The organism is Stenotrophomonas sp. SI-NJAU-1 (genome assembly GCF_020883215.1).
Lineage (GTDB): Bacteria > Pseudomonadota > Gammaproteobacteria > Xanthomonadales > Xanthomonadaceae > Stenotrophomonas > Stenotrophomonas indicatrix.
The window spans coordinates 2,529,390-2,553,423 of sequence record NZ_CP086598.1 but is presented as its reverse complement, the minus strand read 5'-3'; the positions used below and the strand labels follow the sequence as shown (position 1 = coordinate 2,553,423).

15 protein-coding genes and 1 pseudogene are annotated in these 24,034 nt (G+C 66.8%); 13 read left to right on the top strand and 3 right to left on the bottom strand.

Annotation, left to right across the window (positions count from 1 at the left end; all coding sequences use genetic code 11):
• The first annotated feature begins 88 nt into the window (after window positions 1-88).
• From LMF57_RS11680 to LMF57_RS11645, 8 genes are all read left to right on the top strand, one after another.
• On the top strand, window positions 89-3,613 hold the full coding sequence (locus LMF57_RS11680; protein WP_229289897.1) for a M23 family metallopeptidase: 3,525 nt from the start codon (window positions 89-91) through the stop codon (window positions 3,611-3,613).
• A complete protein-coding gene (locus tag LMF57_RS11675; RefSeq protein WP_205420706.1) occupies window positions 3,610-4,242 on the top strand; it encodes a hypothetical protein in 633 nt (210 codons plus the stop codon). Before LMF57_RS11680 ends, LMF57_RS11675 begins: the two co-directional genes overlap by 4 nt.
• Before the next feature lie 131 nt (window positions 4,243-4,373).
• Window positions 4,374-4,991 carry a decarboxylase gene (locus LMF57_RS11670; protein WP_208082470.1) on the top strand — a complete coding sequence of 206 codons (618 nt, stop codon included), beginning with the start codon at window positions 4,374-4,376 and terminating at the stop codon, window positions 4,989-4,991.
• Between the two features lie 120 nt (window positions 4,992-5,111).
• Complete coding sequence (tssI, locus tag LMF57_RS11665; protein ID WP_208082469.1) at window positions 5,112-7,892, top strand: type VI secretion system tip protein TssI/VgrG; 2,781 nt, start codon at window positions 5,112-5,114, stop codon at window positions 7,890-7,892.
• A 50-nt stretch (window positions 7,893-7,942) separates the two neighbouring features.
• Window positions 7,943-8,752: a DUF4123 domain-containing protein gene (locus LMF57_RS11660; RefSeq protein ID WP_117310637.1), complete on the top strand. Its 810-nt coding sequence runs from the start codon at window positions 7,943-7,945 to the stop codon at window positions 8,750-8,752.
• A gap of 19 nt (window positions 8,753-8,771) precedes the next feature.
• Window positions 8,772-9,269 (top strand): hypothetical protein, encoded by a 498-nt coding sequence (locus LMF57_RS11655; protein WP_208082468.1) that lies wholly within the window; start codon window positions 8,772-8,774, stop codon window positions 9,267-9,269.
• Window positions 9,256-10,959 (top strand): DUF2235 domain-containing protein, encoded by a 1,704-nt coding sequence (locus LMF57_RS11650; protein ID WP_162887661.1) that lies wholly within the window; start codon window positions 9,256-9,258, stop codon window positions 10,957-10,959. Before LMF57_RS11655 ends, LMF57_RS11650 begins: the two co-directional genes overlap by 14 nt.
• 56 nt (window positions 10,960-11,015) lie before the next feature.
• The gene (locus LMF57_RS11645) at window positions 11,016-11,795 is read left to right on the top strand and encodes a CDP-diacylglycerol diphosphatase (protein ID WP_117310634.1); all 780 of its coding nucleotides are present in this window, start codon (window positions 11,016-11,018) and stop codon (window positions 11,793-11,795) included.
• Here LMF57_RS11645 and LMF57_RS11640 read toward each other — a convergent pair.
• A complete protein-coding gene (locus tag LMF57_RS11640) occupies window positions 11,792-12,313 on the bottom strand; it encodes a GNAT family protein (protein WP_229289896.1) in 522 nt (173 codons plus the stop codon). The genes LMF57_RS11645 and LMF57_RS11640 overlap by 4 nt on opposite strands.
• A 302-nt stretch (window positions 12,314-12,615) precedes the next feature.
• On the opposite strand from LMF57_RS11640, the gene LMF57_RS11635 reads away from it, so the two are divergent.
• Window positions 12,616-15,342 carry a TonB-dependent receptor gene (locus LMF57_RS11635; RefSeq protein ID WP_229289895.1) on the top strand — a complete coding sequence of 909 codons (2,727 nt, stop codon included), beginning with the start codon at window positions 12,616-12,618 and terminating at the stop codon, window positions 15,340-15,342.
• A gap of 55 nt (window positions 15,343-15,397) precedes the next feature.
• Here LMF57_RS11635 and LMF57_RS11630 read toward each other — a convergent pair whose 3' ends face one another.
• On the bottom strand, window positions 15,398-16,039 hold the full coding sequence (locus tag LMF57_RS11630) for a hypothetical protein (protein ID WP_229289894.1): 642 nt from the start codon (window positions 16,037-16,039) through the stop codon (window positions 15,398-15,400).
• A 184-nt stretch (window positions 16,040-16,223) separates the two neighbouring features.
• On the opposite strand from LMF57_RS11630, the gene LMF57_RS11625 reads away from it, so the two are divergent.
• Entirely contained in the window at window positions 16,224-17,384 is a 1,161-nt protein-coding gene (locus LMF57_RS11625; RefSeq protein ID WP_229289893.1) for an amidohydrolase family protein, read from the top strand.
• 526 nt (window positions 17,385-17,910) lie between these two features.
• On the opposite strand, the gene LMF57_RS11620 is transcribed toward LMF57_RS11625, so the two are convergent.
• On the bottom strand, window positions 17,911-18,792 hold the full coding sequence (locus LMF57_RS11620) for a LysR substrate-binding domain-containing protein (protein ID WP_032975274.1): 882 nt from the start codon (window positions 18,790-18,792) through the stop codon (window positions 17,911-17,913).
• Window positions 18,793-18,886: 94 nt separating this feature from the next.
• On the opposite strand from LMF57_RS11620, the gene LMF57_RS11615 reads away from it, so the two are divergent.
• From LMF57_RS11615 to LMF57_RS11605, 3 genes and pseudogenes are all read left to right on the top strand, one after another.
• Window positions 18,887-19,588: an ankyrin repeat domain-containing protein gene (locus LMF57_RS11615; protein ID WP_229289892.1), complete on the top strand. Its 702-nt coding sequence runs from the start codon at window positions 18,887-18,889 to the stop codon at window positions 19,586-19,588.
• 49 nt (window positions 19,589-19,637) lie between these two features.
• Window positions 19,638-21,101 (top strand): amidohydrolase family protein, encoded by a 1,464-nt coding sequence (locus LMF57_RS11610; protein ID WP_229289891.1) that lies wholly within the window; start codon window positions 19,638-19,640, stop codon window positions 21,099-21,101.
• A 521-nt stretch (window positions 21,102-21,622) separates the two neighbouring features.
• Window positions 21,623-24,013, top strand: a pseudogene (locus tag LMF57_RS11605) (Ig-like domain-containing protein); the annotation flags it as partial.
• Between the last annotated feature and the right edge of the window lie 21 nt (window positions 24,014-24,034).

Here is a 24,034-nt window from a genome sequence, read left to right as displayed (position 1 = left end):
AAGCACGATGCCGACGTATAACCCTGGCCCGCCGTTCCGCGTAAGCAGCAACTGGTCGCAGGCCCGCAAGCATCCGACGCTGGGCACGGTGAAGCGCCACGAAGGACAGGACTGGGCCGCGCCTGCGGGCACGCCGATTCCAGCCGCCGCCGACGGACATGTGATCTATGCCGGTTGGATGAATGGCTACGGCAACACGATCGCCGTCGAGCACATGATCCGCGGACAGGTGGTGCACACGATGTATGCACACATGTCGGCTGCTTCGCCGCTGAAGGTGGGGGACAAGGTCAAGAAGGGTGATCCGTTGGGGCCGGTCGGGATGACGGGCGGCGTGAGCTCGGGCAATCACCTGCATTTCGAGGTGCACCCGTTCGCCCAGTCGGGGAAGCTTGGCCTGCACAAGACCGTTGATCCATCGACCTTCGATTTCCCCGGCAGCGAGGCCGTTTCCGGTGCGTTCGGATATCCGTTCCTGCTGAAGGACGGCGAAGCGGCGCGGAGTGTCGCGGCGTACATGCACGCGATGCGCGGTGCGGAGGACGGGTTCTATCCGGTGGGTGGCAACAGCCTCTGGCACGGTGGCATCCATTTCGGCGATGGGACGGCGAGCGAGCTGGCGCAGGGGCCAACGCAGCTCGGCGAGAAGAGTGGTGTGCGCTGCATTGCTGACGGCGAAGTGGTGGCCTACAAGCTTGACTCAACCTATCCAGCGGTGCAGTTCCGCGAAAAGCAGCTCAAGGCCCTGTATTCCACCGGTTTCACGCTGGTGCGACATACACTTGTGCTGCCGGAGAGCACCCAGCTCAAGGCGTGTCAGCCAGAGAGTGAAGCGGCGGATCTTGAAGAGCAGACCCGCGCAGCGCAGATGCGTTCGACGATCGCGGTGAAGATGCAGGCCGAAGACAAGAAGGCTGCAGCAGATGCCAAGGAGGCGCAGAAGGCAGCAGCGGCCGAGGCGGCCAAGAACGCGAAGAAGGGCACGAAGATCGAGGTTCCCAAAGCCGAGCCCACGCCGGAGCGGACCGAGAGCAAGCCGGAAACGCTGGTCCTTTTCAGCCTGTACATGCATCTGATGGATTGGCGAGGGTATCGACAGGACGAGAAGATTCCCCGTGCGAAGTACTGGAAGGGCGACAGCACCTATCGTGTGACCGCCTCTGCCGCGGAGGATACGCAGAAGGTACCGCCACCACCGCCACCGCCACCGCCGGAGGAGCCGGCGGCTGACCCGTTCGCGTTGCCGCGTTCTCCGTTCTCCAGTGATCGCGGCTTCGGCCTGGGCGAGTCGCCGCTGGGAGGCGGTTGGGGCCAGGGGCGCGCGGGCGATCAGGCCAGCATCGAGCAACGTGGTTTCGGGCTGGAGGCGGCCGCAGAGCAGGCCACGCCACAGCGGGTACCTTACGGTAGCCTGCCGACGCCGGGTGCATCGATGCCGGCCTCCGACGATGCCAAGGCGACGGCGGCAAGCGTGCCGGCCGCACCCGCCATCAAGGGACGCAGGGGTTTGAACATCCGTTCCGAGCCGAACGGAAAGCTGCTCGGCATGCTGGCCCAGGGGGCGCGCGTGCGCTTCACTGAAACGAAGGCGGTGGGCAGGGGCGTGTGGGGCCACATCGGTGAGCTGCTCGAAGGCGAGATCATTGCTGCCGAAGCCGTCGATGGGCAGGTCAAGCCCGGGGCGGAGACTGGCTGGGTTTACCTGTCGCGCATGGAGGCTGTGTTCGACAAGCCCGATCCGGTGGATCAGGTGGTGGTGCTGGACAAGCCGTTCCCGGTGAAGGCTGGCGATGTTATCGGCCAGATCGGCGAGTACCAGACCTTTGGCGTGGCGCGGGCATCGCCCTCGCCGGGAATGCGCAGCATGCTGCACCTGGAGATGTTCAGCGGCGGCGATGTGCCCGGTTTCATCGGACGCAGCCGTGCATATGCCGCCACCCGGCCTGAGAACGAACGCAACATGCTGGTGCTGGAGGCCGGCGTGAAGCTGGCCACGCCGGTGGCAAGCGATGCCACGCTCCCCGCAGGCTCGATGGTGGTGGTTGCCGCTGACAGCCCGAAGGGGCCATGGGCGAAGGTGCACAAGTGCATCGCAAAACAAGCGTCACGCAAGGCACTGGGAAAGTTCAACGAGAAGACCCGGCGATACGCCGGAGGCGAACAGTTCACCGGGTGGTACATCAGCAGCAAAGGCGAGCGCACGCAGGATGCGAAGACGGGGGGTGGCTGGCCTGATCGTGAAGTGCTGGTCCAGCTTGCCGACGAGTTGTGGGTCGAGCGCGCGCGCCTGGCCACGGTCGCGGCGGGAACCGCACTGCCTGCCGATGTGCCCGCGTGGAATGCCTATCCCCTGCGGACCGACAATCTGACGACCGCTGCAAGCAAGCTGCCCCGTGTAATGGCTCGGGTCGAGCTGGACGCGCTGGAAGGCAAATCGGTGGCCACCGACAGCAAGGGCAACCGGTGGTGGTGGGTGTCCACCGACCAGGCGAGCGGCTGGGTCTGTCAGAAGGACCACCCGTCGACTCGATGGGAGTCTCCCTGGGCATGGCCTTGTTTTGAGTATGTCGAAGAGGGACAGCTGACCCCGATGGATCTGATGGCCTGGAAGTTGTTCCAGATGGCCCGGTCGCAGCCTGCCGAGCGGGCCGAGCACAGGATGCGTGCCGACCGGGTAAGGGGCAGTTCGCTTCATCGCAAGATCTACCAGCTGCTGGACTCCAACAACGATGGCGACCTGACCCCGGCCGAGCTGAAGCAGGCGCAGCAGAACCCATTGCTGGCCCGTTACCTGCAGAGGCTGATCGCGCGCTATGAGAGCGAGTGGGGCGGCGGCATGCAGAAGTGGGATGAGCTCGATACCCTGATGCTGCGCGCGCAGGGCAATGAATGGGCCGGCGAAAAGGTGCGCATCCGGAACCTGCAATGGTGGGACGCACTCAAGGGAGTCAAGGACTTCCCGTCCTCGCTTGAGGTGTTCCATTTCCATCCACTGGCGATGATCAGCAATTTCATGGGGCTGGGCACCAAGGTCAGTGGCGGCGGCTTCATTCGCCGGCTTGGCGACATCATTGCCCACGGTGAAGGTGGCTACGAGTCGTACAACACCGGTACCAAGAACGTACCGGGTGACAAGGTTGGTTTCAGCTTCGTGCGTGCTCCTGCGGGCACGGTGACCGGCAAGACCATCGACCAGATCCTCGCGACCGATGCGTTGGATGGTACCGATCGGAACCGCATGTTCGCGACCGGCAAGTACCAGACCATCATCAAGACGCTGCGCGCGGCCAAGGACGCGATGGGCCTGACCGGCGCTGAAAAATATGATGAGGAACTGCAGGAGCGGGTGTTTGCCGAGTACCTGCTGGAGAAGGCCGGTGGCGGTGCTCTTGCGAGCTTCGTGCGCGATGGAGTCGGGACCGTGGATGATGCACAGTACGCGGCGGCAAAGGAATGGGCGTCGATCGCTGCACCCAAGGGTTACAAGACCAAGAAGGACAACGTGTCCGATGGCAACCTGTCCTACCATGAGGGTGCCGCCAACAGCGCCAATGCAGGTTCGACGCGTGGGTTGAGGGAGCTATTGATGGAAATTGCGGAGAGCCGGAAGTGAGCCGTCCGAACATGGTCTGGAACGTGCATATGGCCGTCTGCGCGGGCATGATGAGCCTGTTGGCAGCGTGTACCGGCTCCGGCTCAGCCAGCGCCGTTGCTGAAGCGGCTGCACCGACCGTTGGAACTGCTGCGCCGGTTCCCGCCGCAGCATCAGCGGCCACGGCAACTGCAACTGCCGGTAATGCACCCTATGCCGGCGTTGTGATGAGCTACCCACACTCCGGATGCGCTTACCAGTACAGCCCCGTGGACTTCTGTGACGCCGGGCATCGCGCGCAGATCGATCAGGCGATCCGCACCCAGGCGCCGAACTTCAACAAGCACTTCATCCTGGCCCAGCTGGATGAGCGCAAAGAGTACTTCCAGCGCTCCATCGTTCTGATCGACAGCCGCGACGGGACGGTGTATCCATTGCCGATCGACGCGTTCTCCGGTCCCTTGGAGGACAGGAATGAGGCGCGCACGTACGGCAGGGTGGAGACGTCGGCGGAAAGCGATACGTTCTGCGTCAGCGGTGCATTGCTGGTGTACCGGGCGTTCGAAGAGGGGCGGTTCTGCTTCGGATTCGATGGTGTGCGCTTCACTGGGCACCAGACTGCCTACATGGCAGCCGAAGAAGGGCAGTGAAGCGTTCACCGCTGTGCTGGCGCAGACGAATCAGCCGGATTGGCCTTGGCAGCGGGATGCATGGCAACCGTGTCACCTTCATGGCATTCTCACAAAACTGATTGGCCTGACGCCACTGACGGATGAACGAGATGCAGAACTGGATCGGACGCACGACGGCCGGACTTGCGGTGGCGCTCTGCCTGGCGGCACCGCTGGCAAGGGCCGCCGAACCGACCTTCGGCGGCTGGCGTAATCTGGGCTCCCGTGATGGGGCCGAGCCAGCGTTGCGTGATGTCCCGTTCGCATTGTTGCCAACGCCCGCAGCCCGCGACGCGCGCTTCTCGATCTACGACCGCGAGAGCAAGCGCCTGGTGTGTTGCCTGCAGGTGGCCAGTGCCGAGCTCGACGACACGGCGCTGCGCAAGGTCTACCAGCTGCCGGAGCAGTGGGTGACCGATCTGCGCAATGGCCGCAGCGCGGCGCGCCCGTGGCAGACGCGGGTCTATGAAATGCGTCGCACCGATGAGCTCATCGACTACGGTTTCAGTGATGCTCCCGAGGCTTACAGCGATCTGGGCGGTCTGCTGCTGCCGGCTGATGCGCGGCTGCTGCCCGATGGCAGCGTCCAGGCCGGGGCAACCTATCGGCTGCAGTTCCGCAGCACGTCGCTGGGCGACGACAGCAGCGCGCTGGACCGCTTCATCCTGCAGCCGGTACAGGGCGAGGGCAAGCCCGCAGTGGTGGAAGTCTCCTACGGAACCTATTGATCCGGGAAGTTAATCCGGTGTGACGGCGCGGGCGTGCGCCGCGGTTTTGCATCTGCTACCGTCGCCCTACAGGGGAAGGACCTGCTCTCCGGCCAGGGGGGCAGCAACGGTAGGAACGCCATGGAAGCAATCCGCAACCTCTTGGTTCACGCCGCAGGCCTTGATGCCGGCAGCCGCCTGTATCGGTTGGACCTGCCCGGCATGCCGGCGGTCGTTGTCGACCATTGGCAGGGACATGATGCCCTGTCGCAAGGGCGGGAGCTGCAGATCGATGTGCTCGCGCTGGATGCGTCGCTGCCCCTGGCTGAGTGGCCGGGCCAGCCTGCCTGTCTGCATGCGCGGCTCGATGATGGCCAGGACTGGATGCGCCACGGCGTCATTGCCGACGCGCAGTGTGCAGGCAGTGATGGCGGGCTGGTGCGCTATCGGGTAACTCTGCGTGACTGGACGTGGTGGCTTGGCCAGGCGCGACGCAGCCGCGTGTTCCAGGAACAGAGCGTGCGCGAGATCGTGGATGCGGTGTTCCAGATGTACCCGCAGCATGCCCATTGGCGCTGGAGCGATGAGGTGGACGGGATGCTCGCCGGTTCACGACCCCGCAGCTACTGCGTGCAGTACCGTGAAACCGATCTGGCCTTCGTGCAGCGGTTGCTGGCCGAGGAAGGGCTGGGCTGGTGCGTGCAGGAGGCGGAGGAGGCAACAGCAGGGCATGGCGTGCTGCTGTTCGCCGATTCCACCCTGTTGCCGGAAGCTGCTGCGTCCCAGGAAGCAGGCGGTGTCCGCTTCCATCGCGCCGATGCCGCCGAGCGCCGTGATGGCGTGCAGCAGCTGGGGCAGCTGCTGCGCCTGCAGAGTACGCATGTGCAGCTGCACAGCAGCGACTACCGAAGCGTACGCTCGCTCGCCGGCCAGCTGCCGGTACAGGACGCCTCGCAGGGCGGCAGGGAGGACTACGATCCGGTGGGCGCACACGCCTTCGCCGATGCCGCCGAGCTGCAGCACCACGCACGGCTGGTGGTGGAAGCGCTGGAGGGGCAGGCGCGGCAGTGGCGCGGGCGCGGCAGTGTCCGCAGCGCCGACGCGGGGCAGGCATGGGTGCTGACCGGCATCCCGGGAGCATTGCCGAAGGAGCTGCTGCTGCTGGCGGTCGAGCATGCGGGGGTGAACAATCTACCGGTGGACCTGCGCCACGGGTTGGCAACCGATGACGCAGCGCTCGATGCGTCCGGCACCTTGCTTGACCAGGCACGTAAGCAGGGGTACGCGCAGGATTTCATTGCCCTCGAGCGGAACCGCCGGTGGCGGCCGATTCTCGACGATGGCACCGGTGCACGACGCAATCCGCGACCGCTTGCACCGGGCTATCAGACCGCGGTGGTGGTGGCGGGTGAACGGAGCAGCGGCGGCGATCTGCATGCCGACGCGCTGGGGCGGGTCCGGGTGCGCTTCCACTTCCAGGGCGAGCAGGGCGATACCGGCAGCGCGTGGTTGCGCGTGGCGCAGCGCTATGCCGGGCCCGGCGTCGGCAGTCAGTTCCTTCCGCGCATCGGCCAGGAAGTGCTGGTCGGATTTCTCGAGGGCGATATTGATCGCCCGCTGGTGATGGGTGCGCTGTACAACGGGCGCGGGGAGGCCGGGATCGCACCAACGCCGGCCGGAGCCGGCGCGGAACAGGACACGTCTGCCTATGCACAGGCGCGGGACGGCGGCGGCAGCGCGCAGGCCAACCTGGGCGGCGGCCAAGCGCCTGCCTGGCACGCGGCGGCGCCTGGCGAAGCGGCGCATCGGAACGCCGGGGCGCTGTGGGGCGTGCAGTCGCGCGAGTGGCAGGGCGAGGGCTGGAACCGGCTGATGTTCGACGACAGCGACCGGCAGCTGGGTGCGCAGCTGGCCAGCAGCCAGCAGGCTACCGCCTTGGCGCTCGGTCACCTGCGCCACCGCGCGGACAACTATCGCGGCAGTCTGCGCGGCATCGGTTTCGAGCTGCGCAGCGACGCCTGGGGCAGTGTCCGAGGGCAGCGCGGGCTGTGGATGGATGCCTACGCCCATCGCAATGAAGAGCCTGCGGGTGCGGCGCCGCAATCGGTGGCGTTGCTGCAGCAGCTGGTGACGCTGGCCGAAGGCCAGGCCCGGGCAGCGGGAATCCACCAGACCGTGGGGCCGGCTGCGCAGCTGGGCGTGCAGTCGCCGCAGCGCTCGCGGCTGGACGGCGCGCATGCGCCACTGCCGGTGTTGTTGGCAAGCCTGCGCAGCACGGTGCCAGGCGGCGGCGTTGAGGAGGCCAAAGCCGACGCGGCACGACGCAGCCCTGAGGCTGGCGAGCGACGCGTGCCGCATAGCGGTGATGCAGTGCTCGGACTTTCCGCACCTGCAGGCGCCCTGCTGGTGGCCGGGCAGGGGCTGCACTGGGCGCAGGGTGAAACGTTGCTGCTGGGCAGCGGACAGCACAGCGATGCGACGGTGATGGGGCACGCACGCTGGCACGGCCGGCAGGCGATCGGTGTGCTTGCTGCGAGCATGACCGGTACGGACACCGCGACGGCGACGTTGACGCTGGCCAGCGCAACGCAGGCGCTGGATATCCAGGCCCAGCAGGATCAGGCAAGCCTGCAGGCGCGGCAATCGCTGCGCGCCGCCAGTGCCCAGGCCGGCGTTGAACTGGGGGCGGGCCGCACTGTCCATGTGGCGACCTCGGAGGGATCCAGCGTCACCATCAGTGGCGGCAACATCGTCTTCAATGCGCCCGGACGCATTACCGTGCACGCAGGGCGAAAATCGTTCCTGCCCGGCGGTGGCAGCCGCTATCCGCTGCCGGTGTTCCCGCAGTCGGTGTGCAAGGAGTGCCTGCTGCTGGCGGCGCAACGCGCGGCGCCGTTGACGCCGAAGGGCGGCCCGGCGTGATCCGGGACTGGGATTTTCCTCCCCTCGCGCTGCCGCCACTGGAAGCGGACATGGGCCGTTTTGTGTTGCTGGATGGTGCGCAGTGCGATCAGCCATTGCAGTTGCTGCGCACGCTGCCGTGGGCGCCGCTACGTTTGTTTGATGGCCTGCTGGGCGACGGCACGGACGACGCCAGCGTGTTCCTTGCGCGGCTGCCGCGTGACACGGATATCGACCGTTTCCTGCAGCGGGCGGCGGCGCACGCGCGCTCGCCGGGCCTGCTGAGCCTGATCGACACGACATTGAGCGCGGACGCGCTGCTGCAGCGCCTGCAGCGGCGCCTGGACGCCAGCTACCCCAATGGCAAGGAGTTCCTGGCGCGCTTCTTCGATGCCCGGGTCCTGCCCTGGTGGGTGCAGGTCCTCGATGCGCCACAGTGCCGTTCCTTCCTGGCGCTGGGAGAGCGCTGGTGGTACCTGCGGCATGACCTGCAATGGGCGCACCTGGAGCTTGAGGACACCGCGCTGGATCCGCACGACCCGCCCTGGGTGCTGGCGGCGCCACAGCGGCGCGGACTGATCGACGCCAGCTATCCCTACACCCTGATCGACCACTTCCAGCTGACCGACCCCGAATTGTTGGCGCGATTGCCGCGCGCGCGCTGGTACACCTTCTTCCGGCGCGTGGTGGCGACGGCCGCTGCGGCCGGCATTGAAGACAGCCGTCGTGTGGTGATGGTGGCAACCTGGTCGCTGCTGGCCGGTGTGGATCTCGGCGAGGATCCGGCATGGCGACTGCGCCTGCAGGAGTTCGCCAGCGGGAGGCGCAGCGCGGCGGACATCGGCGACGAGGTCTGGCCATTGGAAGAAAGCTGGGATTGAACGGAGCGAGGCGGTGATGATGAGCAACAAGTACCTCTGGTGGATCGCGCTGGCGGTGATCGCGCTGCTGGTGACGGGCGTCGGCTGCAGCCGGGCGCTGGCGCGAGGCAAGACGCCGATCCTGTCGTTGTTCGCGTTCAACTACAGCCCGTACTACCTCGCCGATGTGCGGGTCGATGAGCAGTTTCTGGGCGGGCTGGACGGGTACACCAACGGTGGCTCCGGAATGGGGCCGCGCGCGCCGCGCGGCAAGGGACCGGACAGCGTGCGCGTGCGCTGGATCGAGGCCAACCGCTATGACCTGGCGACCAACCGTTATCTGAGCGAAGGCCACCGGGTGCCGCGCGAAGCCGTGGTATCGCTGAAGACGCCCTATCCGCCCAATCCGGCCACCTTGCTGCTGCACTTCTATCCAGACGGTCACGTCGAGGCCGAGCTGCTGGAAAAGGGAGTGAACAAGTGGGATGTGCGGCGCATGCCGGTACCGAAGGAGCACAAGGACCATGACCAGTACTGATCCGACCGCGATTCCCGGACAGGTCGATCTCGAACCGGGCACCCCCGATCCGATCGCCCGGGCCGAGGGCACCGCACGCACGGCGCGGTTGGCACGGGGCACGCGTCCGTTGAGTGATGCCGAGCGTCGCCGCCGCCAGGAGGCGATGTGCAAGACCGTCCCGGACAAGGAAGCGGCTACCACGGGCTGTACGCAAAGTCTGCACCTGAGCGTGTTCTTCGATGGCACCGGCAACAATCGCCAAGAGGAGCTGGCCAAGAGCGAAGGGGAGCGGGCGCTTTCCAACATCGCCCGGCTGTACGACGCGCATGTAAGGGATCGTCGCAACAGCAAGCGCCAGTATCTGTCCGGCGTGGGAACGCCATGCCCGGAGGTCGGTGACAGCGGTGGCCTGCTCGGGCTGTCGATCGGCAAGGGCGGGCGCGAGCGCATCGACTTCGCACTGCAGGCGCTGGACGAGCTGATCGATACCCAGCCCGAGCCGATGCGCATCCTGGTGGTCAGCGTGTCGGTGCTGGGCTTTTCGCGCGGTGCGGCCTCTGCACGCGGGTTCGCCCGTGATCTGGCCGCGCGCTGCCGGCGGCAGGCCGATGGCACCTGGCTGTACCGGGAACGCATCCCGTTACGTATTGGCTTCATGGGGGTGTTCGATACGGTGTGCTCGGTGTGGCCCAGCCTGGCAGCGGCAGCAGTGAACTACCGCAATGGGCATACCGGCTGGGCCGAAGGGATGACTGTGCCGGAGATCGTGGAACAGTCGGTGCACATGACCGCTGCACACGAGTTGCGCGGTCAGTTCCCCCTGGATTCAACCCGCGAGCACGCCCAGTACCCCGCCAACACGGTGGAGATCTGGTTCCCAGGGGTGCACTCGGACGTGGGGGGAGGCTATGACCCCCAGCATCAGGGGCGCCGGAACAGCATCGCGCGCTTTGCCCTGAACGAGATGTACGACATGGCGCAGGCCGGTGGCGTGCTGCTCAACCCGGTCAGCAGCCTGGAAGATCAGGTGAAGGCCGAATTCGACAAGCAGGATCCGGAGCTGCAGGCAGTGTTCAATGCCTACCTGCAGGCGGTGCGCGTCAAGCGCGGGCGCATGGAAGACGTGCAGGCTTCGCATATGGAACTGCTGTATCGCTGGATGCGCGTACGCGTTGCGCGCGGCGACAGGCTGCCCTCGATGCAGCGCCTGGCCGCACGCGAAGACGCGCTGCGCGAGCAGGTGCGGACCCTGCGACGCCGCCAGTCGCAGCTGCCGTCGCCGTGGGACAATGACAACCTGCATCTGGCTGACCAGGGCAATGCGGACAAGACTGCCGAATGGAACCGGGTTTCCGATGAGCTGAAGGCCCGTGACGACGAGCTCTCGGCCGTTCGCAAGCAGCGCCGCGGGCTGGAGAAGGAGAACGATACGATGCTCGGCAAGATCGTGAGCCTGCGCCGGCGCCGCGAGCGGGGGGCGACGCTGACGATGGCCGAGCGGGTGACCCTGGAGTCCTGGGACAACACCACGCTGTTGCCGCCGGAAGTGGAGACCTTCTTTGATGGCTACGGGCATGACTCGGTGGCGCACTGGTTCATCGGCAACCTGAGCCAGTGGCGCGTGTTGTACTTCGGCGCGACCAAGTACACGCCGGGCAAAGTGGAGGACAAGGCAGAGGCCGGAGCGCTGGAGGCGGTGCCTGGCTGAGCGGGCAGGCTACACTGCGCGGCGCGGCCGTTGGCCGTGCCATCGAAGTGAGTACCGTGCCCCGCCTGTTGCCGTTGTTCTGTCTTTCACTGTCCCTGTCTGTTCTGGCCGGCTGCGCCAGTGCGCCGCCTGCGCGCTCCGATGCGCTGTGGCGGTTGATCGAACGTGACTGCCGTGGCCCCGATGCTCCGCGCGGCGCCTGCCTGCAGGTGGAGACGGCGGCGGACCGGCGCAATGTACTGGTCAAGGACGCGCACGGCCACTACCAGTTCCTGCTGATGCCGATCGACAAGGTGAGCGGCATCGAGAACCCCGGTCTGTACCGGCGCGGCGCACCGAACTACTTCGCCGCGGCGTGGAAGGCGCGCCGCCTTACCGAGCAGGCCTTGGGCCAGACGCTACCGCGCGAGGTCGCCAGCCTGGCGCTCAATTCACCCCACGGCCGCTCCCAGCACCAGCTGCATATCCATGTCGACTGCCTGCGCGCGGACGTGCTGGAGGCGCTGGATGCGAACACTGCAGGGCTTGGCCAGAGGTGGGCGCCGCTGCCGGTACTGTTGCGGGGGCATCGTTACCAGGCGCGCGTGCTGCCGGGTGCAGAACTGACCGCCAATCCGCTCAATCTGCTTGCCTACGACCTCAGTGGCGTGGCGGCGGTCGGCCAATGGAGCCTGTTGGTGGCAGGCCGGGCGGACGTGCAGGGCGCGCCGGGATTCATCCTGCTGGCCACGCAGCTGGATCCCGGCAGCGACAACGATGCCAGCGCCGAGGAGCTGCAGGACCATGCCTGCAGCGTGTTGACCGGCGCGGATGCTTCGCTGGAGCGCGTGCGCTAGTTCTGCGCTGGCTGCCGCTGCCGCCAGACAGGGGCTGTCAGGGCGTAGAGCTGGCGATCCTGCCAGCCCTCGACATCCAGATGGTGATCGCGCAGCAGACCTTCGTGCTCGAAGCCGACCGACTGCAGCGTAGCGACAAGTCCGCTGCCTGCATCGCACGGCAGCAGAACGTACAGGCGACGGATCCCCACCTGTTCGAAGAGGAACGTGCCCAGCGCCTGCAATGCAGGGCGCAGCAGCCGCTGCTCGGGGCAGCCCGCTGCATGCAGCCAGTGCAGTTCAACGCTGCGGGCATGCGAACAGCGCAGGTGCAGGCTCACCTGGTCCAGCAGTTCACCGGCGGCATCGAAGCTGCCCAGCAGCAGACGATCGTTGTCGTGCTGCAGCTGCGATCGCTGCACCGCGCAGAGGAAGCTGGCTTCGGCATCGAAATGCGCAGGCAGGTTGCAGGCGCGCTCGATCCGCTGATAGTGGCGCCGCCAGAGCGCGAGGTCCGACCGCTGCAGAGGGCGGAGCACGACGGGGCCGTGCTGGAGAAGCAGGAGATGGCGGCGCAGCACGGGCCGCAGCGGAGGCAGGAGAGTCGGGGAGTACAGGTGCATGGGGAGGACGATGACCCACGCCGGCGAAGTGGAACAATAAAAGAAGTTGCAAAGGTGATGCGGTCGCTGGCTGCGGTCTGATTCGGTTCAGGCATAACGCCATCAAGCCTGGTCATTTCCGTTGCAACCATCCGTTCAGGACACTTTCGTTACGGGATCGTTATGCGCACACCGTCGCCAGCGCCCCGGACCACCCGCCCAACTCCCCCAGGAAGCCCATGTCCGCCTCTTCCCTGGCGCTGCGCCCGCGTCCGCTGGTGCTTGCCTTGTCGTCCCTGATGCTGGCCTCGTCGCCGGCCTTCGCGCAGGAAAGCGCACCCACCTCATTGCAGGAAGTGAAGGTCACCGGCTCGCGCATCCCGCGTGCCAGCGTCGAGGGACCGTCGCCGGTTACGGTGATCAGCCGCGAGCAGATCGATGCGCAGGGCTACCGCAATGCATTCGATGCGTTGAGCGCGCTCACCGAGAACACCGGCAACGTGCAGGGCGAGGACTTCGGCAATACCTTCACCCCGGCGGCGAACACCATCAACCTGCGTGGCCTGGGCCCGAACCGTACGCTGGTGCTGGTCAACGGCCGCCGCCAGGCCGACTATCCGCTGGCCTACGAAGGCTCGGTGAACGTGGTCAACCTGGCCAACATCCCCAGTGCGCTGATCGAGCGCATCGAGGTGCTGGCCGCAGGGGCATCTGCGGTGTATGGCTCCGATGCCATCGCCGGCGTGGTCAACATCATCCTCAAGGACCGCTTCGACGGTGTGGACGTCAATGTGCGTGCCGGCGGCACCCAGCAGGGCGGTGGTGACAACCAGCGCGTGCAGGTAGTGGGCGGCAGCTCGGGCGAACGCTGGGAAGGCCTGTTCGGCTTCGAACTGGACGTGCGCAAGGCGATCCATGCGCGCCAGCGCGATTTCATGGATTCGCTGGACGATGACCCCACCGGCAAGGCGCCGCAGCCGACGGCCGTCGCCTATCGTCGCAATGCAGCCACCGGTCGCAACATCGATCCGGGCACCGCCGGCTGCGATGCGGCTTCGTCCATCTACGGTGGCAGCGTGCTGCGCGCCAACAACCCGCGCCAGGGCTGGTACTGCGGCAGCAACGAAGCCGCTGCCAGTTACTGGACCGTGCAGACCGAGAAGCGCAACCTCAACGGTTACGGCCTGCTGACCTTCCACGTCAACGACACCACCGACCTGTTTGCGGATGTCGCGCTGGGCAGCGCACGGATCAACAACAATACCCGTGCGCCCACCTGGACCTCGTCACGCAACTACTTCTACAACCAGAACACGGGCAACCTGGAGAGCTGGTACCGCCGCTTCGCGCCGGAGGAAATCGGCGGCCTGCCGCGCAACGCCAACCGCTTCCTGGAGAGCTCGTGGTCGTTCAACGTCGGTGCGCGGGGCCAGATCGGCGACAGCGGCTGGGACTACGAGGCCGTCTACAGCCGCTCGCGCTACGAGAACCGCACGCGCCGCCCGGTGCTGCTGGCCGGCATCAACGAGTACCTGCTGGGCCCGCAGCTGGGCGTGCGCAACGGTGTGGAGGTCTATGCACCAGACCCTGCGCGCCTGTTCCAGCCGTTGACGCCCGATGAGTACGGCCGCCTGTCCGACTACCAGGAGAGCCGCAATGCGGCGTGGCTGCAGACCTTCAGCGCGACGGTCAATGGCCGCCTGTTCGCGTTGCCAGGTGGCGATGCCGCATTGGCCGCAGTGGTCGAGGCGGGCAGCCAGGGCTACCGCAACCGCCCGGACCCGCGCTTGGGCACCGGCGAATTCTGGAACACCAGCGCCGGCATCGGTGCCGGTGGCGAACGTGACCGCTACGCGGCCGGTGTTGAACTGCAGCTGCCGTTGCTGCAGTCGCTGACCACCACCCTGGCAGGTCGCTACGACCAGTACCGCGCCGGCGGCGAGCATATCGGCAAGGCGACCTGGAGCTTCGGTGTCGAATTCCGTCCGATCGAAAGCCTGCTGATCCGCGGCACCGCGGCCACCAGCTTCCGTGCGCCGGACATGAACTATGTGTTCGCCACCGAGACCCGAGGCTACAACCCCGGCATGACCGACTACTGGCGCTGCCGCACCGCCGGCCAGTCGTATGACAACTGCGACTACAACGGCCTGTCGATCGACTACAGCAACCGCGCCAACCCGCAGCTGCAGCCCGAGTCGGCCAAGTCGTATGGCTTCGGCGCGGTCTGGTCGCCACTGTCCGGGCTGGATTTCAGCGCCGACTACTACGACATCCGCATCGACAACGAAGTGACCAGCCTCGACACCAGCCGCATCCTGCGTGATGAGGCCGATTGCCGACTGGGCCGCACCCTCGGTGGCGAATCGCGCGACATCAGCTCGTCGCTGTGCCAGGACGCGTTGTCGCGGGTGATCCGCAACCCCTCCACTGCCACTGTGCAGCCGGACCAGGTAACCCGCGTACTGATCAACCCCATCAATGCGGCGTCCGAATCGGTGCGCGGCATCGACCTGAAGGGCAACTGGCGCTTCGATGCGGGCCGCTATGGCCGCTTCACCACGCGCCTTGCCTACACCCTGGTGCTGGAGCATGAGTACAAGCAGTTCGCCGACGACGAAGTGCGCGACATCCGCAATTCGCTGGATGACTACCAGTGGCGCAGCAAGGCCAATGGCAGCATCACCTGGAACCAGGGCGACTGGACCACGACGCTGTATGGCAACCGTTTCGGCTCGCTGCCCAAGACCGATGGCAGTGGCCGCATCGCACCGTACATGACCTACAACGCCAGCGTGTTTCGCCAGTTCGGCGAAAACCTGTCGGTGGGCGTGATCGTCAACAACCTGCGCGACAGCCGCCCGCCGGCAGACAAGAACGGTGGCGGTTGGCCGTTCTATCCGGTCGGCAACTACGACCCGTATGGCCGTCAGTTCTGGGTGCAGCTGGATTACCGGTTCCGTTAAGCGATGCAAAACGAAAGGCCCGGCATTGCCGGGCCTTTCTCTATCTGCGGGTGGATCAGGGCAGTGCCTGTGTGAGGTACGACTCGATGACATAGCTGAAAGGCTGCTGCTGGCGGTCGCGCAGCAGCGCGCGCACTTCCAGGATCACACCATGGTCGCCTTCGCCGCGCGGCGGCCAGAACGTCTGGTCGGTCACGGTCTGGCGCTGGAAGCCGAGCGGACCGACCACGCGGCCGAATGGCTCGTCGGTGGTGTCGAGCACCTGGTTCATGGCCGGGCTGAGATGGTCGGGCAGGTACCAGTTGTCGGCCTCGGACAGCACGCGGCTGCCGCAGGCCAGCTGCACGCGCCGGTAACGCAGGGGCGTGGAGGCAGTGGCGCCCAGGGCCTGCAGCACGTCGGCCGGCGCGGCCTTGTCCTGGCCGTGCACACGCACGGCACGGACCCGGGCCTGCTCGGCCAGGCCGTGCTCGGCGCACCAGCTTTCCAGGGTGGCGGTGGCGCTCTGGCCGGCCAGCACGCGCTGGTGCAGTACCTCCACCAGCGCGGCGGAGGCAATCCGCTGCTGGCCCGGCGGCGCCTGCAGGGGCGCGCTGGCGCTGGCATCGGTGGCGGACAGGCTGGCGATCGGGGCAGCGGCCAGCAGGGACGCGGCCTGCCAGCGGCGAAGACGATCGTGGCGGTCGGACGGGCCCATGCGGCATCACAGCGGAAACAGGCGCCCATGTTACCCGTTCAGGCGTGTATCCGGCGTCCCTGCGGTGCATGGGCGCGGACGGGATTCATCGTGCCGGTGAATGCATGGCATGCAGATATTTCGTTGGCCGATGGACGCGGCGGCGGGCAGGATGGCGCCAGTGTTGGCTTTCCGGGATAACCTGATGACCCTGCAGTTCGTCCATGGTGGCGTCGATCGCGACGGTGCCCCGCTGCATTTCCACATCCGTGATGGGCGGTTTGTCGGCATCAATGGCGACGATGCAGCCGTACAGGGAGCCGAAGGCGTCGATCTGACCGGCTTTACCGTGCTGCCTGGACTGGTCGACGGCCATATCCATCTGGACAAGAGTTTCGTCGGCGACCGCTGGCATCCGCATCAGCCGGTGAACAGCCTGCGCGAGCGTCTGGCGGTGGAAAAGGCCGCGATTGCCACCGCCGCACCCATGGCCGATCGTGCCGAGGCCCTGATCCGCCAGTGCAGCGGATTCGGTACGGTGGCGATGCGGTGCCACGTCGACATCGATGGCAGCACCGGCCTGCGTCACCTGGAGGCGGTGCGTGAAGCGGCGCTGCGTTGTGCTGACATCATGCGCATCCAGTGGGTGGCATTCCCACAGGCCGGCGTGATGTCGTGCCCGGGTACGGCGGCCATTCTGGAACAGGCGATCGCTGCCGGGGTGGAGGTGCTTGGAGGCATCGACCCGAGCACGCTGGACGGGGATGCCGAAGGCCAGCTTGCGCTGTTGTTCGGGCTGGCCGAGCGCTATGGCGTGCGTCTGGACATCCATCTGCACGAGCCGGGCGAGACCGGGCTGGCGCAGCTGCTGCGGATCGCCGCGCGCACACGCGCGGCGGGCCTGCAGGGCAGGGTGGCGGTCAGTCACGCCTATGCGCTGGGCGAGGTGCCGTTGGCGCGGACGCTGCAGGTGGGTGAGGCCTTGGCTGCCGCAGGCGTAGCGATCATGAGCAATGCGCCGGGCGACCATCCGTTCCCGCCGCTGCGTGCTCTGCACGACGCTGGTGTGCGCGTGTTTGCCGGCAACGACAACATCCGCGACTGCTGGTGGCCCTATGGCAATGGCGACCTGCTGCAGCGGGCGATGCTGCTGGGCTATCGGTCGGGCTTCTACACCGACGCGGACCTGATGCTGGCGCTGGACATGGTCACCACCCATGCGGCGGAGGTGATCGGGTTGCCGCAGTACGGCATTGCAGAAGGTCGTCCGGCTACCTTCGTGGCGGTGCGTGCCGACCATGGCCCGGCGGCGGTGGCCGCAGTGCCGGCCGAGCGACGCGTGGTGGTCGACGGCCGTTGGCTGTAGCGGCCGGGCCGTGCCCGGTAGCACCTGGTAGTGCCGGCCGCTGGCCGGCTACTTCAACAGCAACAGCCGAAGCAACAGGGGCATTCTGAGGTAGGGCGGTGCGGTGTCGGATTGCGGGGACGCCGCAAGTACCCCTCCGGGGCCCGGCCCAGCCGCTGGCGGCTGTGCGTTCGGGCGCTTGCGAAGCAGTGCTTCGCAAACAAAGCGCCCTCACCCCTGTAGGCTCAGCCGCGCCATCCATGGCGCGGATGCCCCGCAATCCGACACCGCACCGCCTTCGACAGTTTTCCCGGAAACTAGTAGATCCACGCCATGCGTGGATGAATCTCCATTGGAAATCGAATATCTCGAAAAGCATCCACGCGTGGCGTGGATCCACCTGTCGACCAAGGTCGACACCTACCAACAGCATCACAGAGCGCCGTCCAACGGAATGCCAGCTTCTGCTGTTGCTGTTGCTGCTGCCGTTGAGGTTGCCGGCCAGCGGCCGGCACTACCAATGCGGTGCAGGGCGCAGCCCTGCCGACTATTCCGGCTCGCGCTGCACCTGGCGCCACAACTCGCTGGCCAGCGCACGCACCGCATCATCGGCATCGGCGCGATGCAGCAGGCCGATCTCGTAGTTGTCGACAAGGGGCAGGTCGCGCTGCCCATCGATGATGCGGTGTTCGCGGTTGACCGCGCGCCGTGGCAGCAGGCTGATGCCGATGCCGTCGGCCACCGCGCCCTGGATGCCGCTCAGCGAGGAACTGGTGAACGCGATGCGCCAGCGCAGGCCCAAGGCCTCGACGGCCTGGATCATCTCGTCGCGGTACAGCCCGCGCGGCGGGAAGGTGACCAGTGGCAGCGGGTCCTGCTGCAGGCTGCTGCTGCGCAGGCTGTCGATCCAATGCATCGGTTCGCGCCGGCAGTGCACGGCCTGGCGGGTGTTGCGACGCTGCTTGACCAGCACCAGGTCCAGCTCGCCATGGTCGAAGCCATGGGCCAGATCACGGCTGAGGCCGCTGCTGATTTCCAGCTTGACCTGCGGGTGGCGGCGACTGAAGGCGGCCAGCATGCGCGTGGTCTGCGGGTTCACGAAGTCCTCCGGCACACCGATGCGCACCGCGGTCTCCACGGTGGCGCCGGCCAAGGCCTGGGCCAGTTCCTCGTTCAGATCCAGCATGCGCCGGGCATAGCCCAGCAGGGTGTGCCCGGCGTCGGTGGGATGCACGTCGCGGTGGCCGCGTTCAAGCAGGCGGTGGCCGGCAAGCTCCTCCAGGCGGCGGATCTTCTGGCTGACCGTGGACTGGGTTGAATGCAGGCGGGTAGCCGCGGTGGTGAAGCTGCCACAGTCGGCGACCATCACCAGGGCCCGCAGCAGGTCCAGTTCGAACACTGTTCTATTCGATTTGGCACTGTCTTGCATTTGAACATTTCACTTCTGGATACCCGTGCCGACTTCTACCATGCAGGGCAGGGGCCGGCAATGGCCGGCGCCATTGCGCATGAGGAGAGTCACGATGCACCACCCTCGCTCCCGGCAGCGCCGTTCGGCATTGGCCCGCATGCTGCTGATGTGCCTGCTGGCCATGGTCATCCCGGCGTGTACGGCGACGTCCCGAAGCGGCGCCGATGCGCAGCTGCGCGATGCCGCCAGCCGCGGTGACGCCCGGGCCGTGCGCGAGGCACTGGATGCGGGTGCCGATCTGGAGGCGCGTGACGGCCAGGGCCGCACGGCCCTGCTGCTGGCCACCCACGGCAACAACGTGGATGTGGCGCGCGAACTGATCGAGGCCGGTGCCGATGTCAACGCCAAGGACGCGTTGCAGGACAGCGCGTACCTGTATGCCGGCGCGCGCGGCCTGGATGAGATCCTGGCGCTGACGCTCGCCCACGGTGCAGACCTGCGCAGCACCAACCGCTATGGCGGTACCGCGCTGATTCCTGCCGCCGAACGCGGCCATGTCGCCACCGTGCGTACGCTGCTGCGCGCCGGCGTGGCCGTGGATCATGTCAACCGCCTGCACTGGACTGCACTGCTGGAGGCGATCCTGCTTGGCGATGGCGGCCCGCGCCACGTGCAGATCGTACAGCTGCTGCTGGACGCCGGCGCCAACCCCGAGCTTGCCGATGGCGACGGCGTAACGCCGCTGGCGCATGCCAAGCAACGCGGCTACACCAACATCGAAACCCTGCTGCGCCAGCATGGCGCGACGCGCTGACACCCGCCCCTTCCACCCGCACGCTGCCGTGCCCACCAGGATGCCGTCCATGTTCCGTTCCCATCCGTTGTCCCTTGCCGTCCTTCTTGCCGTTGCACCGCTGTCGGCGTCTGCCGCCGAGCGCGCCGATCTGCTGATCCGCAACGCCACGGTGGTCGACGTCGAGCACGCACGCAGCGTGCCCGGGCAGAGCGTGGTCATCCGTGGCGAGGACATCGTCGCGGTCGGTCCCGATGCGCAGCTGCGCAGCCAGTGGAGCGCCAGCCAGCAGATCGACGCCAAGGGCAAGTACCTGATTCCAGGCCTGTGGGACATGCACGTGCACTTCGGTGGTGGTCCGGCGCTGGTGGAAGAGAACAAGGCGCTGCTGCCGCTGTACATCGCTCATGGCATCACCACGATCCGCGATTGCTCAGGTGATCTTCCGCAGCAGGTACTGCAGTGGCGCGGCGACATCGCCAACGGCACGCTGTTCGGTCCGCGCCTGCTGACCTCCGGTGCGAAAATCGAAGGCATCAAGCCGGTCTGGAAGGGCACCATCGAAGTGGGCAGCAAGGCCGACGCGGACAAGGCGATCGAGCGCCTGCAGCACGACAAGGTCGACTTCGTGAAGATCACCGACAGCACGCTGACGCCGGAGCTGTTCCTGTACTCGGCCAGCGCGGCGCGCAAGGCGGGTCTCAAGGCCTCGGGCCACATTCCGATGGCGTTGACGGTGGAGCAGGCCGTGGATGCGGGCCTGGCCTCGATCGAGCATCTGGACTATGCCTTCAAGGCTGGCAGCAAGGACGAGGCGCAGATCGCGGCCGATTTCGGCGCCGGGCGCATCGATCGAGCCGAAGCCAACCGCCGGCTCGACGCCAGCTTCGATCGCGAAACCGCGCTGCATGCCTACCGTGATTTCGCCAAGCGTGGCGTATTCGTGACGCCGACCCTCAACGGTGGCCGCATCCTCGACTTCCTCGACCAGAACGACCACGCCGATGATCCGTATCTGGCCTATATCGGCCCGGGCCTGCGCGCGACCTATACCTGGCGCATCGAGCGCGCGGCCAAGGCCACCCCGGCCCAGATCGAGGCGCGCCATGCGCAGTACCACCAGGTGGCTGCGGTGCTGCCGCTGCTGCAGGAAGCGGGAGTGACGATCATTGCCGGTACCGATGCCGGCTTCCTCAATTCGTTCAACTACCCGGGCATCGGCCTGCACCAGGAACTGCAGCTGTTCGTGAAGGAGGGCCTGAGCGCAGCGCAGGCGCTGTCGGCCGCGACCCGATCGGGCCCGGCCTGGTTCGGCCAGATGCAGCGCTATGGCGGCGTCGCCACGGGCAAGGCGGCCGATCTGGTGTTGCTGACCGCCAACCCGTTGCAGGACATCGCTGCCACCGAAAAGATCGACAGCGTGATCCTGCGCGGTGATGTGTACGATCGCGCAGCGCTGGACAGGATGCTTGCCGACACCAAGGCCAGAGTCGCTGCATGGAACGCCGAATCAGCGGCCACGTCCGCGCCATAACCGGTTTCCGGCAGCACGCCAGTGGGGGCGGGATGCGGCGTGTAGGCACGCGCGCATGCCCGCCTCTTTTGTGCACTGCGCAATTTCGACCGGGCCGCGCAGCAACCTTGCGTTGGCGGGCTCAGTCAAGGCGTGACGCAATTCACACAACTGATGTGAAGTGCTCTGGATACACGCGCTCTACACGGAATTTCCATGCGGCGTTCACCTGTCTCCCATGTAAATCGACTTCATCGGGCGGGGGAAATGATGGTCGACGTCCGACAGCCCTGACCGCGTTTACACACGCGCTTCGGTGATTCCAGACAAGAGGATTGTCGTACATGCATTTCGACCACGCGCCCAGACCGTAATCCACCTTGGGGGCCTCGCCGGGCGCGCACGTTGCTGCCTCCGGACCCCAGCCTTTCCTGAAGTTCCGTTCGACCAGTCGCGCTCTGCGCAGGCTGCGGGCGGCTTCGTCCAGACATTCATCGAACTGCCGTGTCAGCGCCATCGCTGTGCGTGTCGTTGTTCTGCGCATGGCGGGGCCCCATCGATCAGAGGACCGTCCCATGGCTATCCGCGTCAAGGTTGTTCCGGTCAGTGAAACCATCACCGCCACCACCCCGGCCACCACTGTTGCCAACAACGTGGTGGTGTTGCAACAGAGCAGTGACGTCGCACTGGACATCGACCCGGACCAGGTGGCCGGCTACGTGAAGGATGGCCAGGATCTGGTGGTCCAGCTCAAGAACGGCGACAACGTGCGCATCGCAAATTTCTATGTCGATGGCCAGGCCCCGAGCCAACTGTTCCTGGTCGACAAGGAAAAGCTCGTCGCCGTTGACCTTCCAGCAGCAGCCAGTGACGGCCCGTTGGCCGCGAGCTACCTGCCGCAGGACACCCTTGCCGGATTCGATTCGATGACCGCTGCTGGCGCTGCCACGACCGCTGGCGGTGTCAGTGGCGCGATGATCCTGGGCGGGCTTGCGGCGGTGGGTGCGGCGGTCGCTCTGGCCAGCAGCGGCGGCGATGGCGGCGGTGGCGGCGAAACATCACCTCCTCCGCCCGCGCCACCGCCGCCGGACACCACTGCACCTTCGGCACCGACCGCACTGGCAGTCAGTGCGGATGGCCGCACCTTGACCGGGCGCGGTGAGGCGGGCACCACCGTGCGTGTGGACAGCAACGGCGACGGACGACCGGATACGACCGGCACCGTAGGTGCCGATGGCCGCTTCAGCATCACGCTGTCGCCGCCGCTGACCAACGGCGAGCAGATCACCGTGACCTTGGCCGATGCGGCTGGCAACGTGAGCGGACCCGGGCAGGTGACCGCACCGGATACTACGCCGCCTGCGGCTGCCACCAACGTGGTGGTGTCCGACGACGGCAGCAGCGTCAGTGGCAATGGCGAGCCCGGCGCGACTGTGGGTGTGGATACCAACGGCGATGGCCAACCGGACATCACCGGTGTGGTGGGCAGCGATGGTCAGTTCACGCTTCCGCTGGACCCACCGCTGACCAATGGTGAAACCGTCAGCGTGGTGGTTACCGACCCGGCCGGCAACAGCAGTCCGCCGGTTTCGGTGCAGGCGCCGGACTACCCGGACGCCCCGCTGCTGGACGCCAGCAACGGCAGCGTCATTTCCGGTACGGCCGGCGCTGGGCTGACCATCGTGCTGACCGACGGCGATGGAAATCCGATCGGTCAGGCCGTGGCCGATTCCAATGGCGACTGGAGCTTCACGCCGTCCACACCGCTGGCCGATGGCACGGTTGTGAACGCGGTTGCACAGGACAGCGCGGGCAACAGCAGTCCGGTGGCCTCGATCACCGTGGACGCCGTGGCCCCCGCTGCGCCGGTGGTAGATCCGAGCAACGGCGTGACCATCAGCGGTACGGCCGAAGCCGGCGCAACCGTGACGCTGACAGACGGCGGCGGCAACCCGATTGGCCAGGTCACCGCCGATGGCAGTGGCAACTGGAGCTTCACGCCGGGCACGCCGCTGGCCGACGGCACGGTGGTCAACGCCACCGCGACCGACGCGGCTGGCAATACCAGCGGGCCGGGCAGCGCTACCGTGGATGCGGTGGCGCCGCCCTTGCCGACCGTCAACCTGAGCAACGGCAGCAGCCTGAGCGGTACCGCCGAACCGGGCAGCACCGTGACCCTGACCGACGGCAGCGGCAACCCGATCGGGCAGGTGACCGCTGATGGCAGCGGCAACTGGTCGTTCACCCCCTCCACACCGTTGGCCGATGGCACGGTGGTGAACGTGGTGGCCGAGGATGCGGCCGGCAACACCAGCCCGCCAGCAACCGTGACGGTCGACGCCAGCGCGCCGGCGGCACCGGTGCTCAACGCGAGCAATGGCACTACGATCAGCGGCACTGCCGAAGCGGGCAGTACCGTGACCCTGACCGACGGCAGCGGCAATCCGATCGGCCAGGTGACGGCCGACGGCAGCGGCAACTGGAGCTTCACGCCAGGCACGCCGCTGGCCAATGGCACCGTGGTCGTCGCCACGGCCACCGATCCCACCGGCAACACCGGCCCTCAGGCTGCCACCACGGTGGACGCGCTGGCACCCGCTGCGCCGGTGGTTGATCCGAGCAACGGCGTGACCATCAGCGGTACGGCCGAAGCCGGCGCAACCGTGACGCTGACAGACGGCAGCGGCAACCCGATTGGCCAAGTCACCGCCGATGGCAGTGGCAACTGGAGCTTCACGCCGGGCACGCCGCTGGCCGACGGCACGGTGGTCAACGCCACCGCGACCGATGCGGCTGGCAATACCAGCGGGCCGGGCAGCGCTACCGTGGATGCGGTGGCGCCGACCTTGCCGACCGTCAACCTGAGCAACGGCAGCAGCCTGAGCGGTACCGCCGAACCGGGCAGCACCGTGACCCTGACCGACGGCAGCGGCAACCCGATCGGGCAGGTGACC

Coding starts and splice junctions, on each gene's coding strand:
- LMF57_RS11670 (WP_208082470.1), top strand. CDS start 4,374: ATGCAGAACTGGATCGGACGCACGACGGCCGGACTTGCGGTGGCGCTC.
- tssI (WP_208082469.1), top strand. CDS start 5,112: ATGGAAGCAATCCGCAACCTCTTGGTTCACGCCGCAGGCCTTGATGCC.
- LMF57_RS11660 (WP_117310637.1), top strand. CDS start 7,943: ATGGGCCGTTTTGTGTTGCTGGATGGTGCGCAGTGCGATCAGCCATTG.
- LMF57_RS11655 (WP_208082468.1), top strand. CDS start 8,772: ATGAGCAACAAGTACCTCTGGTGGATCGCGCTGGCGGTGATCGCGCTG.
- LMF57_RS11650 (WP_162887661.1), top strand. CDS start 9,256: ATGACCAGTACTGATCCGACCGCGATTCCCGGACAGGTCGATCTCGAA.
- LMF57_RS11635 (WP_229289895.1), top strand. CDS start 12,616: ATGTCCGCCTCTTCCCTGGCGCTGCGCCCGCGTCCGCTGGTGCTTGCC.
- LMF57_RS11630 (WP_229289894.1), bottom strand. CDS start 16,039: ATGGGCCCGTCCGACCGCCACGATCGTCTTCGCCGCTGGCAGGCCGCG.
- LMF57_RS11625 (WP_229289893.1), top strand. CDS start 16,224: ATGACCCTGCAGTTCGTCCATGGTGGCGTCGATCGCGACGGTGCCCCG.
- LMF57_RS11620 (WP_032975274.1), bottom strand. CDS start 18,792: ATGCAAGACAGTGCCAAATCGAATAGAACAGTGTTCGAACTGGACCTG.
- LMF57_RS11615 (WP_229289892.1), top strand. CDS start 18,887: ATGCACCACCCTCGCTCCCGGCAGCGCCGTTCGGCATTGGCCCGCATG.
- LMF57_RS11610 (WP_229289891.1), top strand. CDS start 19,638: ATGTTCCGTTCCCATCCGTTGTCCCTTGCCGTCCTTCTTGCCGTTGCA.